Origin of the sequence: Brevibacillus sp. M2.1A (genome assembly GCF_013284355.2) — a bacterium.
In the GTDB taxonomy this organism is placed as follows: Bacteria; Bacillota; Bacilli; order Brevibacillales; family Brevibacillaceae; genus Brevibacillus.
On record NZ_JABSUY020000001.1, the window covers coordinates 1,817,488 to 1,839,042 of the forward strand.

A 21,555-nucleotide genomic window follows, 5' to 3' on the forward strand; every position below is an offset into this window, starting at 1 on the left:
GAGGAGGAATACCACGTGTGGGAGAACATTAAGGATTTTGCATCCACGTTCTTTGTAACAGGTGACCCACTGATTTACGGTGCGGACGTATCGATTGTACTGACTATCATTGCAATCTTATTCGTTCTGACTAAGTATAAAAAATGGGGTTGGCTATGGCGCGAATGGTTGACTACAGTTGACCATAAGCGTATTGGTATTATGTATTTGATCGCATCGCTTCTGATGCTGTTCCGCGGTGGGGTTGATGCCCTGCTGATGCGTGTACAACTGGCATTCCCGAACGTAGAATTCCTGCACTCGGATCACTATAATGCCATCTTTACGACTCACGGTACGATCATGATTTTGTTCATGGCGATGCCGATGATGTTTGCCTTGTTTAACATGGTAGTACCGCTTCAACTCGGTGCTCGAGATGTAGCGTATCCGTTCTTGAACGCACTCAGCTTCTGGCTGTTTATGCTCGGTGCGATGCTGTTCAACCTTTCGTTCGTAATCGGGGGCTCCCCAGACGCTGGTTGGTTGTCTTACCCGCCATTGTCACAAAATGAATTCAGCCCTGGACCAGGTCAGAACTTCTATATTTGGGGGATTCAAATCTCCGGTATCGGTAGTTTGGCGACAGGGATTAACTTTATCGTAACGATTCTCAAAATGCGTGCACCTGGCATGAAGCTTTCCAAAATGCCATTGTTTAGCTGGTCCGTATTGTCCAGCTGCATTATGATTATCTTCGCTTTCCCAATTTTGACTGTAACATTGGCTCTGTTGTTCCTTGACCGTTTCGCAGGTGCCCACTTCTTCACAATGGACGGCGGCGGTAATCCGATGATGTACCTCAACCTCATCTGGATGTGGGGTCACCCTGAGGTATACATCGTAGTAGTACCAGCTTTCGGTATTTTCTCCGAAATCGTGGCTACGTTCTCACGTAAAAAGATTTTCGGCTACAAATCAATGGTGTGGGCGATGATGATCATTGCCGTTGTATCGTTCTTTACATGGGCTCACCACTTCTTCACAATGGGTACGAGCGCAAGTGTTATCGCCTTCTTTGCGATATCAACGATGATTGTAGGGATCCCGACCGGGGTTAAGGTCTTTAACTGGCTGTTTACAATGTATCGTGGTCGGATATCCTTTAAACAACCAATGCTGTGGACCATTGCCTTTATCCCGTGCTTCGTAATTGGTGGAGCGACAGGGGTAATGCTGGCAGTAGCTCCGGCAGACTATCAGTATCACAACAGTTACTTCCTGGTTGCCCACTTCCACCAAGTATTGATCGGTGGGGTAGTGTTCGGTTACCTGGCTGGTATTTACTACTGGTGGCCAAAACTGTTCGGTTTCAAGCTCGACGAGAAACTGGGCAAATGGGGCTTCTGGTTCTGGAATATTGGTTTCTACGTGTGCTTTATGCCGCAATACGCGCTCGGTTTCATGGGTATGACTCGCCGTTACTACACGTACGGTTGGGATCGCGGTTGGGCAGACCTGAACCTGGTATCCACTGTAGGGGCATTCATGATGGGTATCGGTTTCATCTTCCAAGTATGGCAAATCGCTTACAGCATCAAGCATGGTGAGCGCGACACGACAGGCGATCCATGGAATGGTCGTACGCTGGAGTGGTCGATTCCGTCACCTGCACCGTTCTACAACTTTGCTGTTGTTCCACAAGTGAAAGAGCTCGATGACTGGTGGGAAACAAAAGAAGCAAAAGCAAATGGCACCTATAAAGAACAACCGGCCAAATTGGAGCCGATTCATATGCCGAAGAACTCTGGAATTCCGTTTATCATGGCGAACTTCTGGTTCCTGGTAGGTTTTGGTTTCACATTTGGATGGGTTTGGATGGCCGTTATTGGATTCATTGGAGTATTCGCATGCATGTGGGCACGCTCCTTCCAATACGACACGGATTATTACGTACCGGTGGAGGAAGTGCGTCGCACTGAGGCTTCACTGGGGAGGGTGGTGTAACGATGGCTACGAATCATGACCATGGTCACGGCCACGACCACGACCATCATGAAGAGCATGAGCAACTTAAGGTTCTCGGTTTTTGGATTTTCGTTGTAACAGACTGCGTGTTGTTCGGTACGTTGTTTGCAACATATGCAGTAATGATGAATAGCTTTGCTGGTGGACCAACTGGACAGGAATTGTTCCAGCTGCCAGGCGTTATTGCTTCAACCTTCATCTTGTTGACAAGTAGCTTTACCAGTGGTCTCGCTGTTCTGGCAATGAACAAAGGTAATGTCAAGCAGCTGATTGCTTGGCTGGCTGTAACTGGTCTTTTGGGACTGTCTTTCGTAGTGTTGGAAGTCACTGAGTTCATGCACTTGATGAGTGAAGGCGCAACCATGGCGACTAGCGGCTACTGGTCCGCTTTCTACACACTGGTTGGTACACACGGATTGCACGTAACGCTTGGTCTGTTCTGGATGACTGCGTTGATGATGCAGCTGAAGCGTCGTGGAATCTCTGCGGTTACTCGCCGCAAAATTACCAACTTTAGCTTGTACTGGCACTTCCTTGACGTTGTGTGGATCTTCCTCTTCACAGTCGTTTACTTGATGGGGGTGATGTAAGGTGGCACAACATCAAAACCATGGCGGACATCATAGTCACGGATCGATGAAAGAGTACGTAATCGGTTTTATCCTGTCGATCGTGCTCACCATTATCCCACTCGTGCTGGTCATGAACTCGATTTTGAGTAAAACGGCGACCATGATCGCGATCTTGGTAATGGCGGTCTTGCAGTTCGTAATTCAGTTGGTCTTCTTCATGCACATCCGCGAAGGAGAAAAACCGCGCTACAACGTACAAACATTGATTCTTGGACTTGTGATTGTATTTACAATCGTTGCAGGTTCCCTCTGGATCATGTTGTTTAACAAATATTAATCAGTTAAGAGCGTGGCACAGGCGATTCGTTGCTTGTGCCGCGTTTTTTTGTTTTTTGATAGTAGCGGTAGTGAACGGAAGAAACGCATTTCCAGTCTACGCTTCGGCCTACGCCCCGCAAGGGGGATTGACTGTCCGCTTCGGAAAAAATGGCGGGAGCGCTTCAAACGTAGAAGTTTCGAGGAAGTATTCCATAAGTGAAGCTGAAATTCCCCGCCATTTTTTCCGAAGCTGAGCTGGGCTCCAGAGGCGCTTGGACTGGAAATGCGCTTCTTCCTACGTGGCTTTTCGTCATCCAATGCAAGTGATGCAAGAAGGTAGAAAATTATTTAGCTGGTAACAATATCTTCTTGCCGCTATAATAGAAAGAATTTTACGCAAAAGTATGCAAGGAGAGTGAAGTCGATGGCTGGGCAACTGTATATAACGAAGCCTTGTGCAGAACTTCAAGCAGAGTATATTTCCTTCTACGAAGAGTGGAAAGAAAGTGGAGAACCTATCGTACCGTGGGTAGTGGATCGAGAGCCCTATGATTTTCCTGCGTATCTGGAATTTCTGGAGAGTGAAAGCAGCGAGGACAATCTTCCGGATGGCTATGTTCCTCATTCGACGTATTGGCTCGTGAATGAGGAGCGACGCATAGTGGGGGCGGTGAATATTCGGCATCGTCTCAACGAGCGTCTACGAAAAAACAGCGGGCACATCGGATATGGAATCCGCCCTTCGGAGAGACGCAAAGGATATGCGACGGAAATTTTAGCGCAAGCCCTAAACATCACAAGCGAGTTGGGTATAAACGAAGTATTGGTGATTTGCGATTATGATAATGTTGCATCGGAGAAAACGATTCGGAAGAACGGGGGCGTTTTTGAGTCAGAATGTACAGACGACGATGGATTGTTAATTCGTCGCTTCTGGATTACACGATCTTCGTAAAAGAATAGGGCTATCTCATTGTCCGTTACAAGACGTTTGAGATAGCCCTTTCCCTGTTTATTCGTCTACCTTGTATGCAATCAACTTGCGTACCCATTGCTCCATCTCGTCAAGAATATAGTCTGGGGGTGGGGTTTTTCCGTCTTTTTTTGGGAGGACGAGCCATTGTAATGGTTTTGGGACATGAAGGATTTTCTCAAGAAGTTGTATCCCTTGATCGTCACTAATGATATCTCGTAAAAAGATGAACATTCGCTTGTCTAATGTATGGATGAGCTTACCTTCATATTCTGTACCAGAGATAGTGACAGAAGGGTGCCCGTGCCTCTCAATTCCCCCTAATACTTCAACCCATACAAAATCGTACAATTGGGAAAGTTCAGCTTCAAGGAGATCGGGATCTTTAATGGGTACCTGTTCTGTGGAAGAGAAAGGGCGATTTAAAAAAATCTCTGGGTCCATCTCCATAAAGTCTAATACTACCTTGCAAGATGGAGCTTGTTTGTTTTCATGGGTGTATAAAATCTCGTCGATTCTTTTCAAATCCAACTTTTTACCAATCAAAAAACCTATTCGCAGTTCGATTGTCATACACTCCTTATTCAAAGAAGAGAAAATCTGGCTAACTAAACTACCACTTCATTAATCTTCTCCCCAATACTCTGGAAATTGATTTTTTCTCGTAATTTGAGTCTGACCATGATGCCACTTAAAATTATCATCTTTTTTATGCCAATGGAAGTCAATGCTTTTACCTCTATCTACTCTTTTCATATGGAACCTCAATAAGTCTTTTCCCGTTCTCTTGTCAATAATATCGAAAACTTTTTCTCCTTGGATAATGCCATTTCTAGCGCTTTTTCGACTCCGGCCCGTCATAATCAATATCTCCATCATATTGTTCGTGCAAGGCTTCAACTTCTGCCCATATTTCAGACTCTATTCTTTCTTCAAATTCATCATAAGCCATTCTTTGTATCCTTTTCCCCATTTTTTTCTTGACTGCTTCTTTAAGAGCAAATCTTAGTAAAATGGGTAATATGGTAGGTTGAACTTTTTCTTCGCTTCTAAAACTTGTGCCACTTTGCAATAGTAGAGTTTCTGTTATTTCAGGCAATACCGAATGCTTTTCAGCTATTTGCTCTTTTACGTCATTAACCAATTTGTTGAGCTCATTTTCATCATCTTGATTGGTGGAAAAATACACTTCCAGATCCCTTTTAACGTCATCTTCGAGTGAAGTCTTTTCTAAAAATGCTTCTTGAAGATCCCTATCGGATTTCATACCTTTTAGAACAAGGTCTAGGTTGTCGAAAGTATCGGTAAGTGATTTTTCAAGATCATTTTTGTCTTCTGACATGACCTCACTTGAAAATTCGTATTGAAGCATTTCATTCACGGATGATTTGGTTAATACATCTGTCTCAGCAGCAAAACTAGAGGTAAGAACAGTGCTGAATAGCATCATTGAGGCAAGAGAGGTTAAAAACAATCTTTTTCCTTTTTTGATAAAATCAATCATTCTAATCCTCTTTTTTCAAATATTTACCAATTAATAGAATAATATAAACTTATGCTTATATCAATTGTTTTTTGAATATGGTCTTGCATTGAAAATAAATAAAGGTGTATTCCGTTCGGAGCTAAATAAAAATCACTGGATAAACTAGTTAATAGATGTTGCCACATTTACCATACTTAGTATATAATTATGTTGTGAAAGTTATTTTGAAGGGAGAGATTTCTTTGTTTGATATCGTAATTATTGGAGCAGGCCCGGCAGGAGGAAGTGCAGCGTTGTTTGCTGCAAAAGCAGGGAAGAAGACGTTGTTGATTGATAATGACAAAAGCATGACCAAGCGCGCGTGGATGGAAAATCACTACGGCATCATGGAAATCTCAGGCCCAGACCTCATTGAGATCGGGAAAAAGCAAGCAGCGAAATTCGGTGCGGAGCTGGTAGCCGATCAAGTGAGCAATATTACCAAAACAGAGCAAGGCTTACTTGTAGAGACAGCGGAAAAAGGTAGCTTTGAGGCTAAGCATGTGATTCTTGCAACTGGAGCGCTCGTGACTTTGGCAGAAGCGATTGGGGTAAAAACCAAAGAAGGCACGGAGCCACGGATCAAAACCGTTGTCGATGTCGATGCACAAGGAAAGACGAACATTGAAGGAATTTGGGCAGCAGGTACGTGCGCGGGAGTAAGCGTACATACGATTATTACATCTGGTGATGGAGCCAAGGTTGCAATCAATATCATCAGCGAATTGAATGGCGAGCGTTACGTCGATCACGATGTTTTGAAAACAAACTAAATCAATGTTAAAAACACCTTCTTACCTTTGTAAAGAAGGTGTTTTCCTTTTTCACCCAATCGATGATAACTTGTATCGTGGTCTCGTTTTTGACATAATGAAGCTACTGTGCTAATTGACATGAAGAATCCTGTCAGGTTGAAGAGCGTTCCTCTTGCTCTGGAGAATTGATACGGATTCTATTTTATCTAGGTATAAGTAGGGAGGGAGACAAGTAGCATGTTCGTCAATCATGTGGTGATAAGCTTGATCGTTTCTTCCTGCACGATCGCGCTTATTTTCTTGATTCGAAAAGTATTTCGCTCACAGCTATCGGCGAAATGGAAATACAATTTGTGGTTTCTCTTGTTGGTCGCTTTGACGCCAGCTTTCATCCCGAACTACTTTTTTGATTTTGGAAATCTTTTTGTTTCAGGCATGCATCAACGTAATGAAGCTGGCAGCTCGACGCTCGCCACGCAAGCTCCTATGTTTGAAAATGCGAATTGGGTACAGGATTTAACGTTGTCGGTAAGTCGCTATACATCAGACTCCCTTTCTACGATTTTCGTCAGCTTTTGGGTAGTCGGGATGCTCGTTTGTGCTTCCTTCACGTTATCAGCCTGGCTAAAAATCCAGCAGATCAAGCGGACAGCATCTGTGATCACCAACCAAGAAATCATCGATTTGTTTGAACAATGCAAGAAGGATGTAAAAATAACGCGGCATATTGTGTTGGCACAATCCAATCAGGTCAAATCTCCGATGACGTTTGGCGTTTTTAAGACGTACGTTGTCCTTCCCAGTCATTTTGATGAATGGTTGTCGATCAATGAAATGAAATATATCTTTTTGCATGAACTCATGCACCAAAAAAACCATGATATTGTCATGAACTATGTGACCGTCGTGTATCAGCTTTTGTATTGGTTCCATCCATTGGTTTGGCTGGCTTTTCGGGAAATGAGAGTGGACCGTGAAATTGCTTGTGATGTAGCGGTATTGAACTTTTTAGACAAGCGAAATTACTTGGAATATGGTCATACCATCATTAAGTTTTTGGATAAAGAAAGTCGAGCCGGGAATCTCGTTTTGGCCAATCAGCTAAACGGTTCCAAAAAGGCAGTTAAAAAACGCATCGAGAAAATCGCATCTCACAAGGCGGAAACAAAGCTGTTGCACCTGAAAAGCACAGTCATTTTTTCCATCGTGGTCGTGTTGGTTGCCAGTCAGGTTCTTGTTGGTTCCGCATTAGCCGACGATCGCAGCCGCTATCATTTCCAAGATGATCGAACTATTTACGAGGATTTGGACAACTATTTCCGTGGCTTTGAAGGCAGTTTTGTTTTATATGATTTGAAAGCCGACCAGTATCGAATTTATAACGAGGCAGGAAGTACACAACGAGTTTCACCCAACTCTACCTACAAGATTTTTCTCTCCTTGTTTGGTCTGGAGACCGGTGTGATTTCGAGAGAAGATTCCCAGCTAAAATGGGATGGAATCCACTATCCATATGAGCAGTGGAACCGGGATCAAGATCTATTTACGGCGATGCGAAACTCGACGACCTGGTATTTCAAAGAGATGGATAAGAACATCTCACCGGAAATGATTCAAGCTTTTCTGGAACAATTGAACTACGGGAACGCCAATACATCTGGTGGAATCGGCGAATATTGGATAGAATCTTCCTTGAAGATTTCTCCGGTGGAGCAGGTACAATTATTAAAAGCGTTCTATACGAACCAGTTTGGCTTTCAAGAACATAATATCCAGACGGTGAAAGATTCCATCCGGTTATCGAAAAAGGCGGGGGCGATTCTTTCCGGGAAAACAGGTACGGGCACCGTCAATCAAAAAGATGTGAACGGTTGGTTTGTCGGGTATGTAGAGAACGAGGAAGGCACCTACTTCTTTGCTACCAATATACAAAGCGAAGATGACGCGAATGGACCTGCAGCAGCAGAAATAACCTTATCTATTTTGAAAGCGAAAGGTCTCTACTAGCCTTTGCTCTTACAGTCATTATTTTCGAAAGGGGGAGACTTCAGTGTCTACATCCATGCCAAGTATTTCAGAAGCGGAATGGCGAGTGATGAATGTGCTATGGGAAAGGTCACCGCTGACGGCCAACGAAATTATTTCCTCCTTGGAAGGTCAAACGGATTGGAACCCAAAAACAATACGTACTCTTTTGAATCGTTTGGTTCAAAAAAATGCTGTTGGCGTCAATCAAAACCAAAAAGTCTATACGTTTTATCCGCTGTACTCACAAAATGAATGCCAGCACGCCGAGGCACAGTCTTTTCTGCAGCGGATTTACAGCGGGGCTCTAAAATCAATGCTTGTTCAGTTCATTCAGAAGGAATCTTTATCGGACGAGGAGATTCAGGAGCTTCGTTCTATATTGGATGCGAAACAATCATCGACCGATCATCCCAAAAAATAGAGTGCGCTCTTTCTAGCTGACTTGGAAAAACCATTTACGGTTATCCAGTTTGCTTGAAAGGGCGTCTTTTTTTTCAAGAATCTTGCAAGAAAAAGGTGATTGACAGCAACGGATTACACGTGTAATATTATCGTGAAATCAGTTGATTACAAATGTAGTACGATATTACGTGTGTAATACAAAGGCTATACTATTCAAGAAAGAGGTTTGACATCCATGAAAGTTCATCAATCGAGACTGTTCGGATTCACAGTGAAAACGGTTTTACTCACGCTTCTCACGCTTACTGGCTGCTCTTCTGCTGAAACGCCTGTCGGAAAAACGGAAACGCCGGCATCTGCAATGGACCAAAAGTTCGCAGCGTTAGAGAACAAGTTTGATGCGAGGCTTGGCGTATATGCGATCGACACCGAAACAGATTTGGCAGTTGCTTACCGAGAAGATGAACGGTTCGCTTTTGCTTCTACGTACAAGGCTTTAGCGGCAGGTGCGATCTTGCATCAGAAACCGTTGGGAGAGCTCGACAAAGTCATCACCTACACTAAGGACGATCTCGTTACATATTCACCTATCACAGAAAAACACGTCGCGACCGGGATGACTCTTCGCGAGGTTGCAGACGCTGCGGTGCGTTATAGCGACAACACGGCGGGAAATCTGTTGTTCAAGGAATTGGGTGGACCTAAAGGCTTTGAATCAGCTCTGAGACAGATTGGTGATAGCGTAACGACATCCGAGCGATTTGAGACTGAATTGAATGAGGCAAAACCAGAAGATATTCGCGATACAAGCACACCTAAAGCACTTGCAACGAGCCTCCGAGCCTATACGGTAGGGGATGCGCTGTCGTCTGACAAGCAGAAGATTCTTATCGAGTGGCTGCAAGGCAACACGACGGGAGCCAAGCTGATTCGAGCGGGCGTTCCTAAAGAATGGAAGGTCGGAGATAAGACCGGAGCGGCAAGTTACGGAACGCGAAACGATATAGGGATCATATGGCCACCGAATAAAAAGCCGATTGTCATTGCAGTACTGTCTAGCAGAGATAAGCAGGACGCCACTTATGATGATGCGCTCATTGCTGAAGCTACCAAGATTGTTGTTGACGCACTGACGGCTGCAAAACCGTAAACGATCAACACGTGAGGTGATCACCAGATGATAGATAATGGTGCATACTTACTCGTAAAAAAAGGGGACCCCAGCCAATTTGCCACGCGCAAATATCTCACGAAGGATCGCTGTACAATCGGGCGGAGGGGGACTAGTTTTCAACTGGACATTACCTTTTCCAGTCCGTACATTTCGAGAATGCATGCAGCCTTTCAAAGGATCGGGAACGATTACAAAATTATCGATCTGGAAAGCAAGCATGGCACAGAGGTAAACGGGAAGCCGCTTCATTACTCCTCTCACATTCTTCGTCACGGGGATCAAATCAGCTTGTCAAAAGGGGTAGCCGAGCTCGTCTTTTTACGAGAGGTCAATAGACTGGATGATACGGTAGAGCTCCCTTTCACGCAGCTGAAGAACGCATCGCTTTTGCCAGGTTTGGATTTTCATTTGGAGAGAAGAGAAGTTCGTATCGACAGAAATAGACTGCCTTTAACCGGAAAAGATATGGACTTGCTGAAGCTTCTATACCAAAAGGCGAACAAGGCCGTTAGTTTTGAAGAAATTATGCTGACCGTTTGGCCGGAACGAATACATGAGGGGAATGTCCCGGATGTCGGACGGGTGGAAGTCAATGCGCTCGTGTATCGATTAAGGAAAAAGCTTCGGCACTACGGGCAGCAAATCACGACGATTCCGCGATATGGATATCGCTTGGATGTTTGAAACAGGCAAAAGTAAAATCGACGTTAGAAAGGTGAGATTCGGTTGAAGATTCATAAGGGATGGATAAGTAAAACGATTTGCAGTTTGTTCCTGACAGTGGCCGTAGTCTTGACAGCTTTTTCTAATCAAACGATTGCCCAAACGACAACATCATCTCCCACCCAGATTACCAATCCAGGGAAAAGCATTGTGTTAACAAAATTAAATGACAAAGTATGGTTACATACATCCTATCAAGAATGGAATGGCACAACCTATGACCACAATGGCTTAATCGTTTCTACTTCCAAAGGAGTTGTCCTGATTGATACAGCCTGGGGCGACACCCAAAAAACGGAAGAGCTCTTACAGATGATCAAGAAGCATTGGAAGAAAGACGTTGTGTTGGCGCTGATTACACATGCACATGATGACAGCATTTCAGGTATCCGTGCGTTACTCGATCAAAAAATAGAGGTACGCAGTACACGTTTGACGGCAAAACTTGCGAAAGAATATGGATATCCCTCCCCCAATCCGACTCTTGATGAAAAGCCAGTAATAAAGGTAGGCGACACTATCTTAGAAGCCTTTTATCCTGGGGAAGGGCATTCGAAAGATAACATTACCGTTTGGCTTCCCCAATCCAAAATATTATTTGGTGGATGCTTCGTCAAAGCATTGGGTGCCAAGGATCTCGGAAATCTTTCTGATGCCAATGTAGAGGAGTGGGATGACTCCGTTCAGAAGGTAATCGAAAAATATCCACATATCGAAACCGTTGTACCCGGACATGGGAAAACGGGAGGCAAAAATTTGCTTGATCACACTATGGAGCTAATCAAACAACATTCCGAGAAGCAAGAAGCTGCTCAGAAATGAATTGTCAAAGGAACTCCTGCAAAACAAACTCCTTCTCAAAACCAACATGAGAAGGAGTTTGTTTATGTAAGGTGTTTTCTTTTTTCTTCCAATCGTCTAAAATTTTGATATAGGCCAGAAGTCATTGCTTTATTACCACAATCATTCAGTCATAGGAGTCCTTATTATGAAAAAAATCATAGGTATTGCCTTGATGGTCGCTTTACTAGGCTTCAACGCCTATTTGTGGCCGACATTGATTCACGCGGTAAAAACCGATGGACGAACGGATACAAAAACAGCGTCTATTTCCCAAAAAGCAGGTATCACCAAACGTGCTATGGATTTGGCCAATCAAAGTCCGCGGGCCGCAAACGTTTCCGCCTATCCGGTTGAAAAGCCTGTGGCTGTGTCAGCACCTGCACCAGCTTCAGCGCAAAAACAAAGCGAAGGGAAGCCAAAAACAAAAGCGGTAGCAACTGCAAAAACGAGTAAACCGAAGAAGAAAACACAAAAGACGAAAACCTCAACAAAATCAGTCAAGAAGCAGACTACACGTCCTCCGGTAAATAACGTGCCAATTAACCCGGCCTGGGATGATAACGGCCTCTATGTCGTAGACGATGGAGGACCAGGAAGCAGTTGGGTGGAGCTGTCGGATGGTTCTTTGTTGCGTAAGAGCGACGGGACACGGACATTTAACCTCCCCTATAATAAGAATCCATTCACTGGAGAGATTAAGCCGACAGTGGAGCCGATGTCAGAAGCGGCGTATAAAATGTGGAAGGGTAATCAAGCCCAGCAGCCATCCCCATTTAGCCCGTCACCATTCGGGCGATAATAAACAGAAAAAATGCTCCGAGAATAAGGAGCATTTTTTTCGGGATGTAGTCAAATTTGAATATAATAACGTATAGTACTTTGATTTGACCACTCAGGAGGGCGAAGTAATGATTGCAAGAGAAAGTAAAGTGAATATGGTGTTAGCCGGGCTGCTGCTAGGTCTCCTGATGGCTTCCATGGACAACACCATTGTCGCGACAGCGATGGGTACGATTGTCGGTGAGATGGGCGGCATGGATAAATTTGTTTGGGTGACATCAGCGTACATGGTCGCTACGATGGCGGGGATGCCGATATTTGGTAAGCTCTCCGATATGTATGGGCGAAAACGTTTTTACGTATTTGGTCTCATTGTATTTTTGTTAGGGTCCATTTTATGCGGGACGGCAAACAGCATCGTCGAGTTGAGCATTTATCGGGCGATTCAAGGGATTGGCGGCGGAGCGCTGATGCCGATTGCCTTCACGATTATTTTTGACGTATTCCCGCCGGAGAAACGTGGAAAGATGACGGGACTATTCGGAGCTGTATTCGGTACGTCCAGCGTATTTGGCCCTTTGCTTGGGGCGTATATTACCGAGTATGTCAGCTGGCACTGGATCTTTTACATCAATGTACCAATTGGTGCCGTGTCCCTCTGGTTGATCTCGATGTATTACAAGGAATCGTTGGAATACCGCAAGCAAAGCATTGACTGGTGGGGAGCGATTACGCTTGTCGGTGCTGTAGTGAGTCTGATGTTTGCACTGGAGCTGGGCGGCAATCAATATGCATGGGATTCGATGCAGATTATTGGCCTGTTCTCTTCCTTTTTCCTGTTGTTTGTGATTTTTCTATTTGTCGAGAAGCGGGCATCTGATCCGATTATTTCGTTCTCCATGTTCAAGAAGCGGTTATTTGCCACGACAAATGCGATTGCACTGTTGTATGGATCTGCTTTCATTATTGCTACTGTGTACCTGCCGATTTTTATCCAAGGGGTATATGGCGGGTCAGCGACGAATGCCGGATTGCTGTTGACACCGATGATGCTTGGTTCGGTTGTTGGCAGCCAAGTAGGAGGATTTCTGACGACGAAGACCAGCTTCCGCAATATTATGCTTCTGTCCGCTGCCTTTTTCATACCAGGTATTTTTCTTTTGAGTACACTGACGCCTGATATTCCTCGTTCAATCGTGACGCTTTATATGGTGATTGCAGGGTTTGGCGTGGGCTTCTCTTTCTCCACCTTGGGAATTTCAGCGATTCATGGCTTTGATATGCGTCAAAGAGGATCGGCCAGTTCAACGAACTCTTTTTCCCGTTCATTGGGGATGACATTGGGGATCACCGTGTTTGGGATCTTGCAACGTAACTCGTTTGAAAACGGCTTGTTCTCTGCCTTCGGGGGTCAAGGGATGACGAATGCCATGACAGACCCACGAGCGATTTTGACACCAGAAGCGCGCGAATCCATTCCGGCTCCTGTTTTGGATCAAATGATCGATATTCTCGCTTCTTCGATAGCGAATACGTTTATGTGGGCACTCGTTCCTGCTGTTCTTGCTCTCGTGTGCATTTTGCTGATGGGAAATGATCGGGCGCTGGGGAAATCGCCTTCCGCACCGAAACCGGAACGTGGATAGAGGAGAATCGTCATGAGTCTAAAATTGCTTGTTCTGGGATTGCTGATGGAAGGAGAGAAGCATCCCTATGAGGTTCAGCAGCAGGTGAAGGCTAGAGGGATGGATTGTTACATGAAATACGCCAAAGGCTCCCTCTACTACGCCTTCGACCAACTGGAAAAGAGCGGGATGATTGAGGTCAAAGAAGTCATTCGTGAAACTAGCCGCCCAGATAAGAAGATGTATGGGATCACGCCAAAAGGCGAAGAGCAATTTCAACAGCTTCTCTTGGAAGAGCTGCAAAAACCGATGCAGCTGACCAATCCGATTTACGCTGCGCTTACTTTTGCTTCGTACGGTGATCCGCAAAAAATGGATGAGGCCTTGGAAGATAACATCCGGGAGGTAAGACGGTTAGCTGGATTATTGGAATCGATCCAGGAGGAAAAAAGAGAGAGGCTCAGCTGGGGAGCACGAGCGATTCTGATCGGTGCCATTGAGCATTTGCAGGCAGAGATGCGCTGGATGGAACGCATCCGAGAAGAAGCTTGGGGCCGTTGATTTTGACTATATTATGAACATTGGACCATTTTCATCATTATGATAGTTTTTCATTTATAATAGTGGTAATTTCAATGGCAAGGATGGTACCCGCACATGATGAACTCTGCCCTCGGACGTTTCCGTCTCATCGGCCTGATCGAAGGTGTCTCGTATTTGGTCCTTCTCGGGATTGCTATGCCGCTCAAGTATTTTTGGGATTATCCAGCCGCAGTAAAAATTGCTGGCTCGCTTCATGGATTGTTTTTTGTCCTGTATATTTTGGCGTTAGCACATGTTACAATGACCAATAAATGGTCTTTCCTGAAAGTAATCGGGGCATTTATCGCTTCATTACTGCCATTCGGCAACTTTGTTCTGGATGCACGCCTGAAAAAAGAGCAGTAAGTATACACATTACGTAAGGCACTAGAAGGCGGGTCATTGTACCCGTCTTTCGTACATATTCAAAAGAGAAAAAATGGAGGGGATCTGTGTGGAGACCAGAATTTTGGCAGGAATTCTTTTGTGGGACGAAGAGGAACAGTACGTTCTTGAAACCGTGATGGAGGACCGTTACAAGCTGGTTCTGCCGCAGATTATCACGCTTGCGAGCACAGAAGAAAAGGTAGCGACAGATGAATTGAATGAACAATACGTTGGTCAAAATGTCATTGCCAGATGTTTTGTTTGATATGAACAGATAATTCTGAAAAAGGGTGTGTGCAGGTGTGGAACTACGTGACCGCTATACGGGAAGTTTGCTAGGGTTGGCCGTTGGAGATGCACTCGGAACTACTTTAGAATTTCGCAAACCGGGGACCTTCGAGCCGCTTACAGAAATGGTCGGCGGAGGACCGTTCAATTTAAAACCCGGGGAATGGACGGATGATACGTCGATGGCTCTTTGCTTAGCTGAGAGCTTGATTACGCAGAACGGCTTCGATCCGGTTGATCAGATGAACCGATATGTAGCTTGGTTTCGTGAGGGTTACATGAGCTGCAAGGATCATTGCTTCGATATCGGGAATATCACCAAAGAAGCGCTGTGGCGATTTGAGCAGACAAAAAATCCATTTAGCGGATCGGATCATCCGATGTCGGCAGGGAATGGCTCCATGATGAGGCTAGCACCTGTCGCACTCTATTATGCCGATCAACCGGAGCTTGCCATTGATTATTGCGCGCAAAGTTCTCGCACGACACACGCGACGGCAAAGGCAGTAGACGGCTGTCGTTTTTTGGGGGCTTTGCTTGTGGGTGCTCTACAAGGTATTTCTAAAGAGGAGTTGCTTGCTGATTCGTTTTCTCCTGTAGCGGGTCTATGGGAAAAGCAACCGCTTGATCCTGGTATCGCCCGTGTTGCGAATGGCTCCTATAAAGAGAAAACGAGAAAAGAGATCAAAGGATCGGGGTATGTCGTCGATTCGCTTGAAGCGGCGCTTTGGGCTTTTTATAGCAGTAGTTCTTTTGAAGAAGGCCTGTTCCTGGCGGTAAACCTCGGGGATGATGCGGATACGACGGGAGCTGTCTACGGTCAATTGGCAGGTGCCTATTACGGAGTAGAGGGCTTACCTCAACAGATGCGCAAGCTGTTGGCTAAGCGAGAGTTGATGGAGGAGTTCGCGCGGAAATTGTACGAGCATGCTACTCGCTAACCGACAAAATGGAATGGCTTCATTTGGATTTTGTGCGCCTATACAGCAGCCATCCAATCCCAATCAGCAGAAGTGCGAATACATCATAATAAATATCGTATAAGAATTGAGACGGGCCCGGCTTAACGTGATGAATTTGCAAGAGATGGTGGTTAACGATTCCTTCCATCAAGTTAAATATACCAGCTCCGAGGAAAAAACTACTCCAAAAATAGTACGCAGTCCCTATAGGATTGCTTTTCCACAGAAGAATGCCCGAAATGAAAATGATAACCGTCACGAATAAATGGAAGAAACCGTCACTCATGATCTGATGGTGTCGATCTCCATACATGTCGACACTATGCCACTGTAAGATTTGATGAAAGATAATGCCGTCCAGCATGCCAATGATACCTACTCCAAAGAGAAAGGCACCGATCATTGTTTTTTTCAATCGTGCATCCCCCAGTTCAAAATAGGTAAAAACGATAAGCACTGCCAATCAGACAGTGCTTATCACCAAGATTAGGCATGGACAAGTTCTGGCGCTTGCATATGAAGAGGCGGCGGAACTAACCAGCCTTTTTCTTTTAAAATGCGGAGCAACCTGAGGCCAAATTGGGCTTTTGCAACATGGTACTGACCAAAAAGCATTCCGATATCTTCCCGGATGGACTGAGCCATGATTTGACTGCAGGCAACCAATCCGGCTGCAATGTCTCTTGAAACACCGGCAGCGATCTCTGGATCGTTCATACGAGCTCCAGCTGGAATGCTTTCCAGATTCGCTACTGGTCGATCCGGTGGTGCAGGTGGCAATCCAATCCCATTCACTTTGAGCAATTCATCCAGTTGCTCTACTTCTTGTTTCATGCTTCGCGTAATGTCCTCGAGAAAGCTTTTCAGATCATGATCACCAGTATGGTTGAGCGCTGTTTGATAACTAGCAAGCAAGCCCTTTGTTGTTGAAAGATACATCCATACTCCAAATACCTCGCCATAATGCATAGGTTCATTTTGCGGATTGCCTGATAAAATACCCATTAACGTCCTCCCGGTACTCAATAGAGTTTTGATATCCATTCGGGTTCTCCTAACTTTGTGATGTAACCCATAGATAAGATTTACAAGGGAGACAGGATATATCCCCTCAAAGGAAGAGGAGAATTATTTACCGGGTTCTTTCTGGACACGATTATGATCGTATATCCCCAAATAGCGATGGTATACAAGTTCTGCCACACCTAAAAGGGCTACCGTAATGATTAACTCGCCAAAACTTAGTGGCCAATTCAGCCATCTGGCAACTGCCCATAAATAAATCCCAGCGATCACTGCATCTGCAATCGTGGCCGTAACATTATTGGTAGCTCGTAATATCAATTGATCGCCAATCAGATAGGCGATGACGGTTAAGCCGAGTGCCGTTAAAATGGCGGATGTCCAGGATGCATTTGCAAACCACCATAAACAAGCGACAACAATAATACCGTTAACAGCAGCCTTAATTAAAAATCGAGTCATTTTTATTCTCCTTCCTTTATAGTCCTTATGGTGCTTACTGTTTTACAAAATAGTCGGGTTTATTCAAGTGCCGTTTTCTTGCTTTTTCCGGTTAAAGTAGATCGTCATCATCCAAACTAAGACCTAGCATTCATCTACTATGGTGGGAGGTCATCCATTTTGTACTTTTACAAGGAAGATTTGATTAACATGATTGTTCCAGATAAACCAGACCCGGCGGCAGCTAAAGTCATCCAGGAGATTTTGGGTGGTCGTTTTGGAGAAATGCGCACCATGATGCAATATTTTTTCCAGGCGAACAACTTCCGTGGGAATGCCATACCGTATCGTGATTTGCTACGGGGTGTTTTTTTGGAAGAAATAGCGCACGTGGAACTTGTACAGCACACGATTAATCAATTGCTGACGGGGAGTGGTGAAGATGTTCCCGGTAATGCGGGGGTTGACGGAGCACCGCTTGATGAGGCAGTCAAGCACGCGAACCCGCACCATTTCATCGTGGGTGCGCAAAGCTCCTTACCCGTCGATGCAGCAGGAAATCCATGGATGGGGAATTATGTGTATAATCATGGAAATTTGATAAGCGATCTTCTCGACAACCTGGTGCTGGAATCAACCGGTGTCCTGCAAAAGTCACGCATTTACGAAATGAGCTCGAACAAAACATTCCGTGAAACGCTTGCTTTCCTAATCGTTCGGGATAACGCCCATCAAAACGCCTTCGCAAAGGCATTGGAGACATTAGGCGTGAACTGGGGCAAGCTGTTCCCTATCCCCAACTACGACATAAACAAGTATCCTGAGTGCCGCAAGTATGTCGAAATGGGCTTCCACAATGCTCAGTTCAATTTCCGATTGGATAACACTCGTATTGGAGAAATCTTCAACGGACAGTCACCGAGTAGAAATGGCGGCAGTTTGGAAGTAGTTCCGCCACCTGAGGGCTTCCCGGTTCCTATCATGCCGGAACAGCCAAATGAACACAGTCCAGGACTGTATGATCTGAATGCGTAATAGGGTAAAAGGGAAAAACCAGTCATCGCATAAAGAGCGTTTAACTGGTTTTTTTATCTTTTTTCCTATTTGTTACTGCTGGCTTGCTCTTGCAGCCTGGAGCAGCATTTCTTTGGAAACCGTTGGCGAATCGGTAGCTACACGATACATAATCGGTTGATCTCCATCTTGATCCAACCAAGACAGCTCTTGATACTGACCGGATTCACTGAACAAGAACTGGTCATTTTTCGTGTAATGCGCTTTTTTTCCACTGATAGTTACTGCATCGTATTTTGTTGTTTCTGCTCAATTGTACATCTAGCTGTTCTTTCGGGAATTTCTCGACCGTGACAAAGATGCGTTCTTTCTGCTCGTTCTCATACACGCTCGTATAGGCTTCGATAGGAGAAGTCGTCCGTGGAACAACTTTCCATACGACATTTTTACCTGTTTCCTTGCTTTCTTCTTGAAGCTCATGCAGCCACTGCTGGCCTTCTTGACCCATCATGAGACCATACGGAGTACCTTGTTTGCCCTCAAGGAATGAGAAGCTATCAGGAAGCATAGGCCGGCCTCCATTCAGGTCTTACATGATATATTGGCTCCCATTCGACTGATAGGTTCACTTTGTTTTTTTATTGTGTGTTATTAGAAAATTGTAAACAAAAAAACTTTTCTTTGTCTTTTTCAGTAGTTTTGAGTAGTTCGACATTAGTATACAAAATAAGACATAGAGCAGGGGGGATTTAAGGTTGATCAGTTTTCATCAAGTAAATAAACATTACGGAAGCTTTCATGTCCTCAAGAACATCAACCTGCATATCAACCAGGGAGAAGTCGTCGTGGTCATTGGCCCGTCAGGATCGGGTAAAAGCACGATGGTTCGCTGCATCAACAGATTGGAAACGGTTACAAGCGGAGAACTGGTGGTAGACGGGGTGAAAGTGAACGATAAAAACACCGATATCAACAAGCTGCGTCGGGACATCGGCATGGTGTTCCAACACTTCAATCTATATCCGCACAAGACCGTACTGCAAAACATTACGCTGGCACCAACCAAGGTACTGGGCGTATCGCAGAAGGAAGCCGAAGAAACGGCTCTCTACTATTTGGAAAAGGTAGGGATTCCGGAAAAGGCAGAAATGTTCCCAACGCAACTCTCTGGCGGTCAACAGCAACGCGTCGCAATCGCACGCGGACTGGCCATGCGACCAAAAATCATGCTGTTTGACGAACCGACCTCTGCACTGGATCCCGAGACAATCGGCGAAGTTCTCGACGTCATGAAGAAGCTGGCGAAGGAAGGCATGACGATGGTAGTCGTAACGCATGAAATGGGCTTTGCCCGCGAAGTGGCAGACCGCATCGTGTTTATGGATCAGGGAACGATTCTCGAAGATTCTACACCAGAGGAGTTTTTCGCAAGTCCGCGTGAAGAGCGTGCGCGTTTGTTCTTGAGCCGGATTTTGAATCACTAAAAAATAAAACGATAGAGAAAAGGGGAATTCAGATGAAAGCAAACAAGCTGTGGAAAAAAGTAGCAGGTATGGGTCTCGTACTCATGCTGAGTGCAACTGCGTTGGCAGGCTGTGGTGGGGGTAGTGCAACAGAAGGCGGTGCAAAAGGTACACCAGCTGCAGCAGGTACAGGCACATTGGCAAAAATCAAAGAAAGAGACAAATTCGTAGTCGGAGTGAAGTACGACCTGAACTTGTTCGGCTTGAAAGATCCGGCAACCGGAAATGTAGAAGGCTTCGATATCGATATTGCGAAGGCAATTGCGAAGAAAGTGCTTGGGGACGAAAACAAAATCGAGCTGAAGGAAGTAACCTCCAAAACACGTATCCCGATGCTGAAAAACGGAGAAATTGACGCGATCATCGCAACGATGACCATTACGGAAGACCGTAAAAAAGAAGTAGACTTCTCTGACGTGTACTTCCTGGCGGGTCAATCTTTCCTGGTGAAAAAGGACAGCTCAATCAACGGTCTGAAAGACATGCAAAAAGGCATGAAAATCGTGACCGCAAAAGGTTCTACTTCTGCAAAAAACATCAGAGCGAGTGCTCCTGACGTAGAAGTACTGGAATTCGAAAACTACGCGGAAGCCTTCACAGCACTCAAAGCTGGTCAAGGTGACGCGCTGACAACTGATAACGCTCTCCTGTACGGTATGGCGAAGCAAGATCCGAACTACCGTGTAACAGAAGAAACCTTCACGGAAGAGCCATACGGTATTGCAATCAGCAAGGGTGACGCTGAATTCGTGAAAACAGTGAACGATTTGCTGAAAGAAATGAAAGAAAACGGTGAATACGACAAGATTTATGAAAAATGGATCGGAACAAAACCTAAAAAATAATGCGGTTCGACTCCATAAAGAATGAGCGGTTTACTCTGCCGCTCATTCCCTTATATCCCCAACTGAATTTTGCACACAAGGAGGATCGCATAAGAGATGATCGATTTTTCTATCTTGTTTGATCACATGGATATGTATCTCGAAGGCTTTTGGAACACCTTGCAGGCGAGCCTGCTTGCTCTCGTCGGGAGCTTTGCACTGGGGACGCTCTTTGCGATCTTTCGGATTTCTCCGATTCGACCACTCAAGTGGATCGCTACGGCTTATGTTGAGTTTGTGCGTAATATCCCGTTGATTCTCGTCGTGTTCCTCTTTTTTGTGGGTCTACCGGCAATTGGTATCGTGCTGGAGCCTTTTATTGCAGGTACGCTTGGCTTGACAGTGTATACGGCAGCATTTATCGCGGAGACGATCCGCGCAGGCATTCTGGCGATTCCAAAAGGACAGACAGAAGCCGCTCGTTCCTCGGGATTGACGTATGGACAAACGATGCGCTATATCATTTTGCCGCAAGCGATCAAGGTCGTGATCCCGCCGATGGGCAACCAGTTTATCAATCTCGTAAAAAACTCCTCAGTATTAGGTGTGATTGCAGGTCTTGACCTGATGTATTTTGGGGATCTGATTTCCGCTGACACGTTTGTTACCTTTGATGTGTACATTTTTGTAGCTGTTTTCTATCTGATTCTGACCCTTCCGTTGAGCGCGTTCGTCAGTTATTTGGAGCGACGCTTGGCTGGAAGCCGCTAAGAAGGAGGGGACATC

27 protein-coding genes are annotated in these 21,555 nt (G+C 45.2%); 20 read left to right on the plus strand and 7 right to left on the minus strand.

The genetic code is table 11. The features are described from left to right. The first annotated feature begins 15 nt into the window (after positions 1 to 15). The 4 genes from HP567_RS09010 (at position 16) to HP567_RS09025 (ending at position 3,852) form a co-directional block, all read left to right on the plus strand. Positions 16 to 1,986, plus strand: a complete 1,971-nt coding sequence (locus HP567_RS09010) for a cbb3-type cytochrome c oxidase subunit I (RefSeq protein WP_173609009.1) — start codon at positions 16 to 18, stop codon at positions 1,984 to 1,986. Positions 1,987 to 1,988: 2 nt separating this feature from the next. Further along, positions 1,989 to 2,597, plus strand: a complete 609-nt coding sequence (cyoC, locus tag HP567_RS09015) for a cytochrome o ubiquinol oxidase subunit III (RefSeq protein ID WP_173609008.1) — start codon at positions 1,989 to 1,991, stop codon at positions 2,595 to 2,597. A gap of 1 nt (position 2,598) precedes the next feature. Continuing rightward, positions 2,599 to 2,916 (plus strand): cytochrome o ubiquinol oxidase subunit IV, encoded by a 318-nt coding sequence (cyoD, locus tag HP567_RS09020; protein ID WP_069846383.1) that lies wholly within the window; start codon positions 2,599 to 2,601, stop codon positions 2,914 to 2,916. A gap of 405 nt (positions 2,917 to 3,321) precedes the next feature. Continuing rightward, on the plus strand, positions 3,322 to 3,852 hold the full coding sequence (locus HP567_RS09025; RefSeq protein ID WP_173609007.1) for a GNAT family N-acetyltransferase: 531 nt from the start codon (positions 3,322 to 3,324) through the stop codon (positions 3,850 to 3,852). Positions 3,853 to 3,909: 57 nt separating this feature from the next. On the opposite strand, the gene HP567_RS09030 is transcribed toward HP567_RS09025, so the two are convergent. From HP567_RS09030 to HP567_RS29825, 3 genes are read right to left on the minus strand one after another with little or no spacing between them, the layout of a single operon-like run. Then, a complete protein-coding gene (locus tag HP567_RS09030) occupies positions 3,910 to 4,443 on the minus strand; it encodes a hypothetical protein (RefSeq protein WP_173609006.1) in 534 nt (177 codons plus the stop codon). A gap of 51 nt (positions 4,444 to 4,494) precedes the next feature. Beyond that, positions 4,495 to 4,731 carry a YpjP family protein gene (locus HP567_RS09035; RefSeq protein ID WP_255675485.1) on the minus strand — a complete coding sequence of 79 codons (237 nt, stop codon included), beginning with the start codon at positions 4,729 to 4,731 and terminating at the stop codon, positions 4,495 to 4,497. Next, positions 4,703 to 5,374, minus strand: coding sequence for a YpjP family protein (locus tag HP567_RS29825; protein ID WP_255675486.1), 672 nt, complete (start codon positions 5,372 to 5,374; stop codon positions 4,703 to 4,705). Before HP567_RS29825 ends, HP567_RS09035 begins: the two co-directional genes overlap by 29 nt. 224 nt (positions 5,375 to 5,598) lie before the next feature. Between HP567_RS29825 and HP567_RS09040 the strand changes: the two genes are divergently transcribed. The 12 genes from HP567_RS09040 (at position 5,599) to HP567_RS09095 (ending at position 15,923) form a co-directional block, all read left to right on the plus strand. Continuing rightward, positions 5,599 to 6,168, plus strand: coding sequence for an FAD-dependent oxidoreductase (locus HP567_RS09040; RefSeq protein ID WP_047070467.1), 570 nt, complete (start codon positions 5,599 to 5,601; stop codon positions 6,166 to 6,168). Positions 6,169 to 6,387: 219 nt separating this feature from the next. Beyond that, entirely contained in the window at positions 6,388 to 8,157 is a 1,770-nt protein-coding gene (locus HP567_RS09045; RefSeq protein ID WP_173609005.1) for a BlaR1 family beta-lactam sensor/signal transducer, read from the plus strand. A 43-nt stretch (positions 8,158 to 8,200) separates the two neighbouring features. Further along, positions 8,201 to 8,599, plus strand: coding sequence for a penicillinase repressor BlaI (blaI, locus tag HP567_RS09050; RefSeq protein WP_173609004.1), 399 nt, complete (start codon positions 8,201 to 8,203; stop codon positions 8,597 to 8,599). A 216-nt stretch (positions 8,600 to 8,815) separates the two neighbouring features. Then, a complete protein-coding gene (gene blaBBI, locus HP567_RS09055) occupies positions 8,816 to 9,730 on the plus strand; it encodes a BBI family class A beta-lactamase (RefSeq protein ID WP_173609003.1) in 915 nt (304 codons plus the stop codon). Between the two features lie 27 nt (positions 9,731 to 9,757). Then, positions 9,758 to 10,438: an FHA domain-containing protein gene (locus HP567_RS09060; RefSeq protein WP_173609002.1), complete on the plus strand. Its 681-nt coding sequence runs from the start codon at positions 9,758 to 9,760 to the stop codon at positions 10,436 to 10,438. 42 nt (positions 10,439 to 10,480) lie between these two features. After that, positions 10,481 to 11,299, plus strand: a complete 819-nt coding sequence (bla, locus tag HP567_RS09065) for a subclass B1 metallo-beta-lactamase (protein WP_173609001.1) — start codon at positions 10,481 to 10,483, stop codon at positions 11,297 to 11,299. A 166-nt stretch (positions 11,300 to 11,465) separates the two neighbouring features. Continuing rightward, positions 11,466 to 12,119: a hypothetical protein gene (locus tag HP567_RS09070; RefSeq protein WP_173609000.1), complete on the plus strand. Its 654-nt coding sequence runs from the start codon at positions 11,466 to 11,468 to the stop codon at positions 12,117 to 12,119. A gap of 109 nt (positions 12,120 to 12,228) precedes the next feature. After that, complete coding sequence (locus tag HP567_RS09075; protein ID WP_173608999.1) at positions 12,229 to 13,746, plus strand: MDR family MFS transporter; 1,518 nt, start codon at positions 12,229 to 12,231, stop codon at positions 13,744 to 13,746. Between the two features lie 12 nt (positions 13,747 to 13,758). After that, entirely contained in the window at positions 13,759 to 14,286 is a 528-nt protein-coding gene (locus HP567_RS09080; protein WP_173608998.1) for a PadR family transcriptional regulator, read from the plus strand. A gap of 96 nt (positions 14,287 to 14,382) precedes the next feature. Then, complete coding sequence (locus HP567_RS09085) at positions 14,383 to 14,673, plus strand: DUF3817 domain-containing protein (RefSeq protein ID WP_047070474.1); 291 nt, start codon at positions 14,383 to 14,385, stop codon at positions 14,671 to 14,673. An 88-nt stretch (positions 14,674 to 14,761) separates the two neighbouring features. Next, the gene (locus HP567_RS09090; protein ID WP_229087967.1) at positions 14,762 to 14,959 is read left to right on the plus strand and encodes a hypothetical protein; all 198 of its coding nucleotides are present in this window, start codon (positions 14,762 to 14,764) and stop codon (positions 14,957 to 14,959) included. Between the two features lie 37 nt (positions 14,960 to 14,996). Continuing rightward, positions 14,997 to 15,923, plus strand: a complete 927-nt coding sequence (locus HP567_RS09095; protein ID WP_173608997.1) for an ADP-ribosylglycohydrolase family protein — start codon at positions 14,997 to 14,999, stop codon at positions 15,921 to 15,923. 19 nt (positions 15,924 to 15,942) lie between these two features. Here the strand turns inward: HP567_RS09095 and HP567_RS09100 are convergent, their stop codons facing one another. From HP567_RS09100 to HP567_RS09110, 3 genes are all read right to left on the minus strand, one after another. After that, entirely contained in the window at positions 15,943 to 16,359 is a 417-nt protein-coding gene (locus tag HP567_RS09100) for a DUF2243 domain-containing protein (protein WP_229087968.1), read from the minus strand. A 71-nt stretch (positions 16,360 to 16,430) separates the two neighbouring features. Beyond that, positions 16,431 to 16,949, minus strand: coding sequence for a DUF3231 family protein (locus HP567_RS09105; RefSeq protein ID WP_173608996.1), 519 nt, complete (start codon positions 16,947 to 16,949; stop codon positions 16,431 to 16,433). A 123-nt stretch (positions 16,950 to 17,072) separates the two neighbouring features. Next, positions 17,073 to 17,429, minus strand: a complete 357-nt coding sequence (locus tag HP567_RS09110; RefSeq protein WP_173608995.1) for a DUF2512 family protein — start codon at positions 17,427 to 17,429, stop codon at positions 17,073 to 17,075. A 159-nt stretch (positions 17,430 to 17,588) separates the two neighbouring features. Between HP567_RS09110 and HP567_RS09115 the strand changes: the two genes are divergently transcribed. Next, the gene (locus HP567_RS09115; protein ID WP_173608994.1) at positions 17,589 to 18,443 is read left to right on the plus strand and encodes a manganese catalase family protein; all 855 of its coding nucleotides are present in this window, start codon (positions 17,589 to 17,591) and stop codon (positions 18,441 to 18,443) included. Between the two features lie 223 nt (positions 18,444 to 18,666). On the opposite strand, the gene HP567_RS09120 is transcribed toward HP567_RS09115, so the two are convergent. Beyond that, positions 18,667 to 18,990: a hypothetical protein gene (locus HP567_RS09120; RefSeq protein ID WP_229087969.1), complete on the minus strand. Its 324-nt coding sequence runs from the start codon at positions 18,988 to 18,990 to the stop codon at positions 18,667 to 18,669. 187 nt (positions 18,991 to 19,177) lie between these two features. Between HP567_RS09120 and HP567_RS09125 the strand changes: the two genes are divergently transcribed. The 3 genes from HP567_RS09125 (at position 19,178) to HP567_RS09135 (ending at position 21,540) form a co-directional block, all read left to right on the plus strand. Further along, positions 19,178 to 19,906, plus strand: coding sequence for an amino acid ABC transporter ATP-binding protein (locus tag HP567_RS09125; protein WP_007715956.1), 729 nt, complete (start codon positions 19,178 to 19,180; stop codon positions 19,904 to 19,906). A 32-nt stretch (positions 19,907 to 19,938) separates the two neighbouring features. Further along, positions 19,939 to 20,790 (plus strand): transporter substrate-binding domain-containing protein, encoded by an 852-nt coding sequence (locus HP567_RS09130; protein WP_173608993.1) that lies wholly within the window; start codon positions 19,939 to 19,941, stop codon positions 20,788 to 20,790. Between the two features lie 96 nt (positions 20,791 to 20,886). Next, a complete protein-coding gene (locus tag HP567_RS09135) occupies positions 20,887 to 21,540 on the plus strand; it encodes an amino acid ABC transporter permease (protein ID WP_088906220.1) in 654 nt (217 codons plus the stop codon). Positions 21,541 to 21,555: the final 15 nt, after the last annotated feature.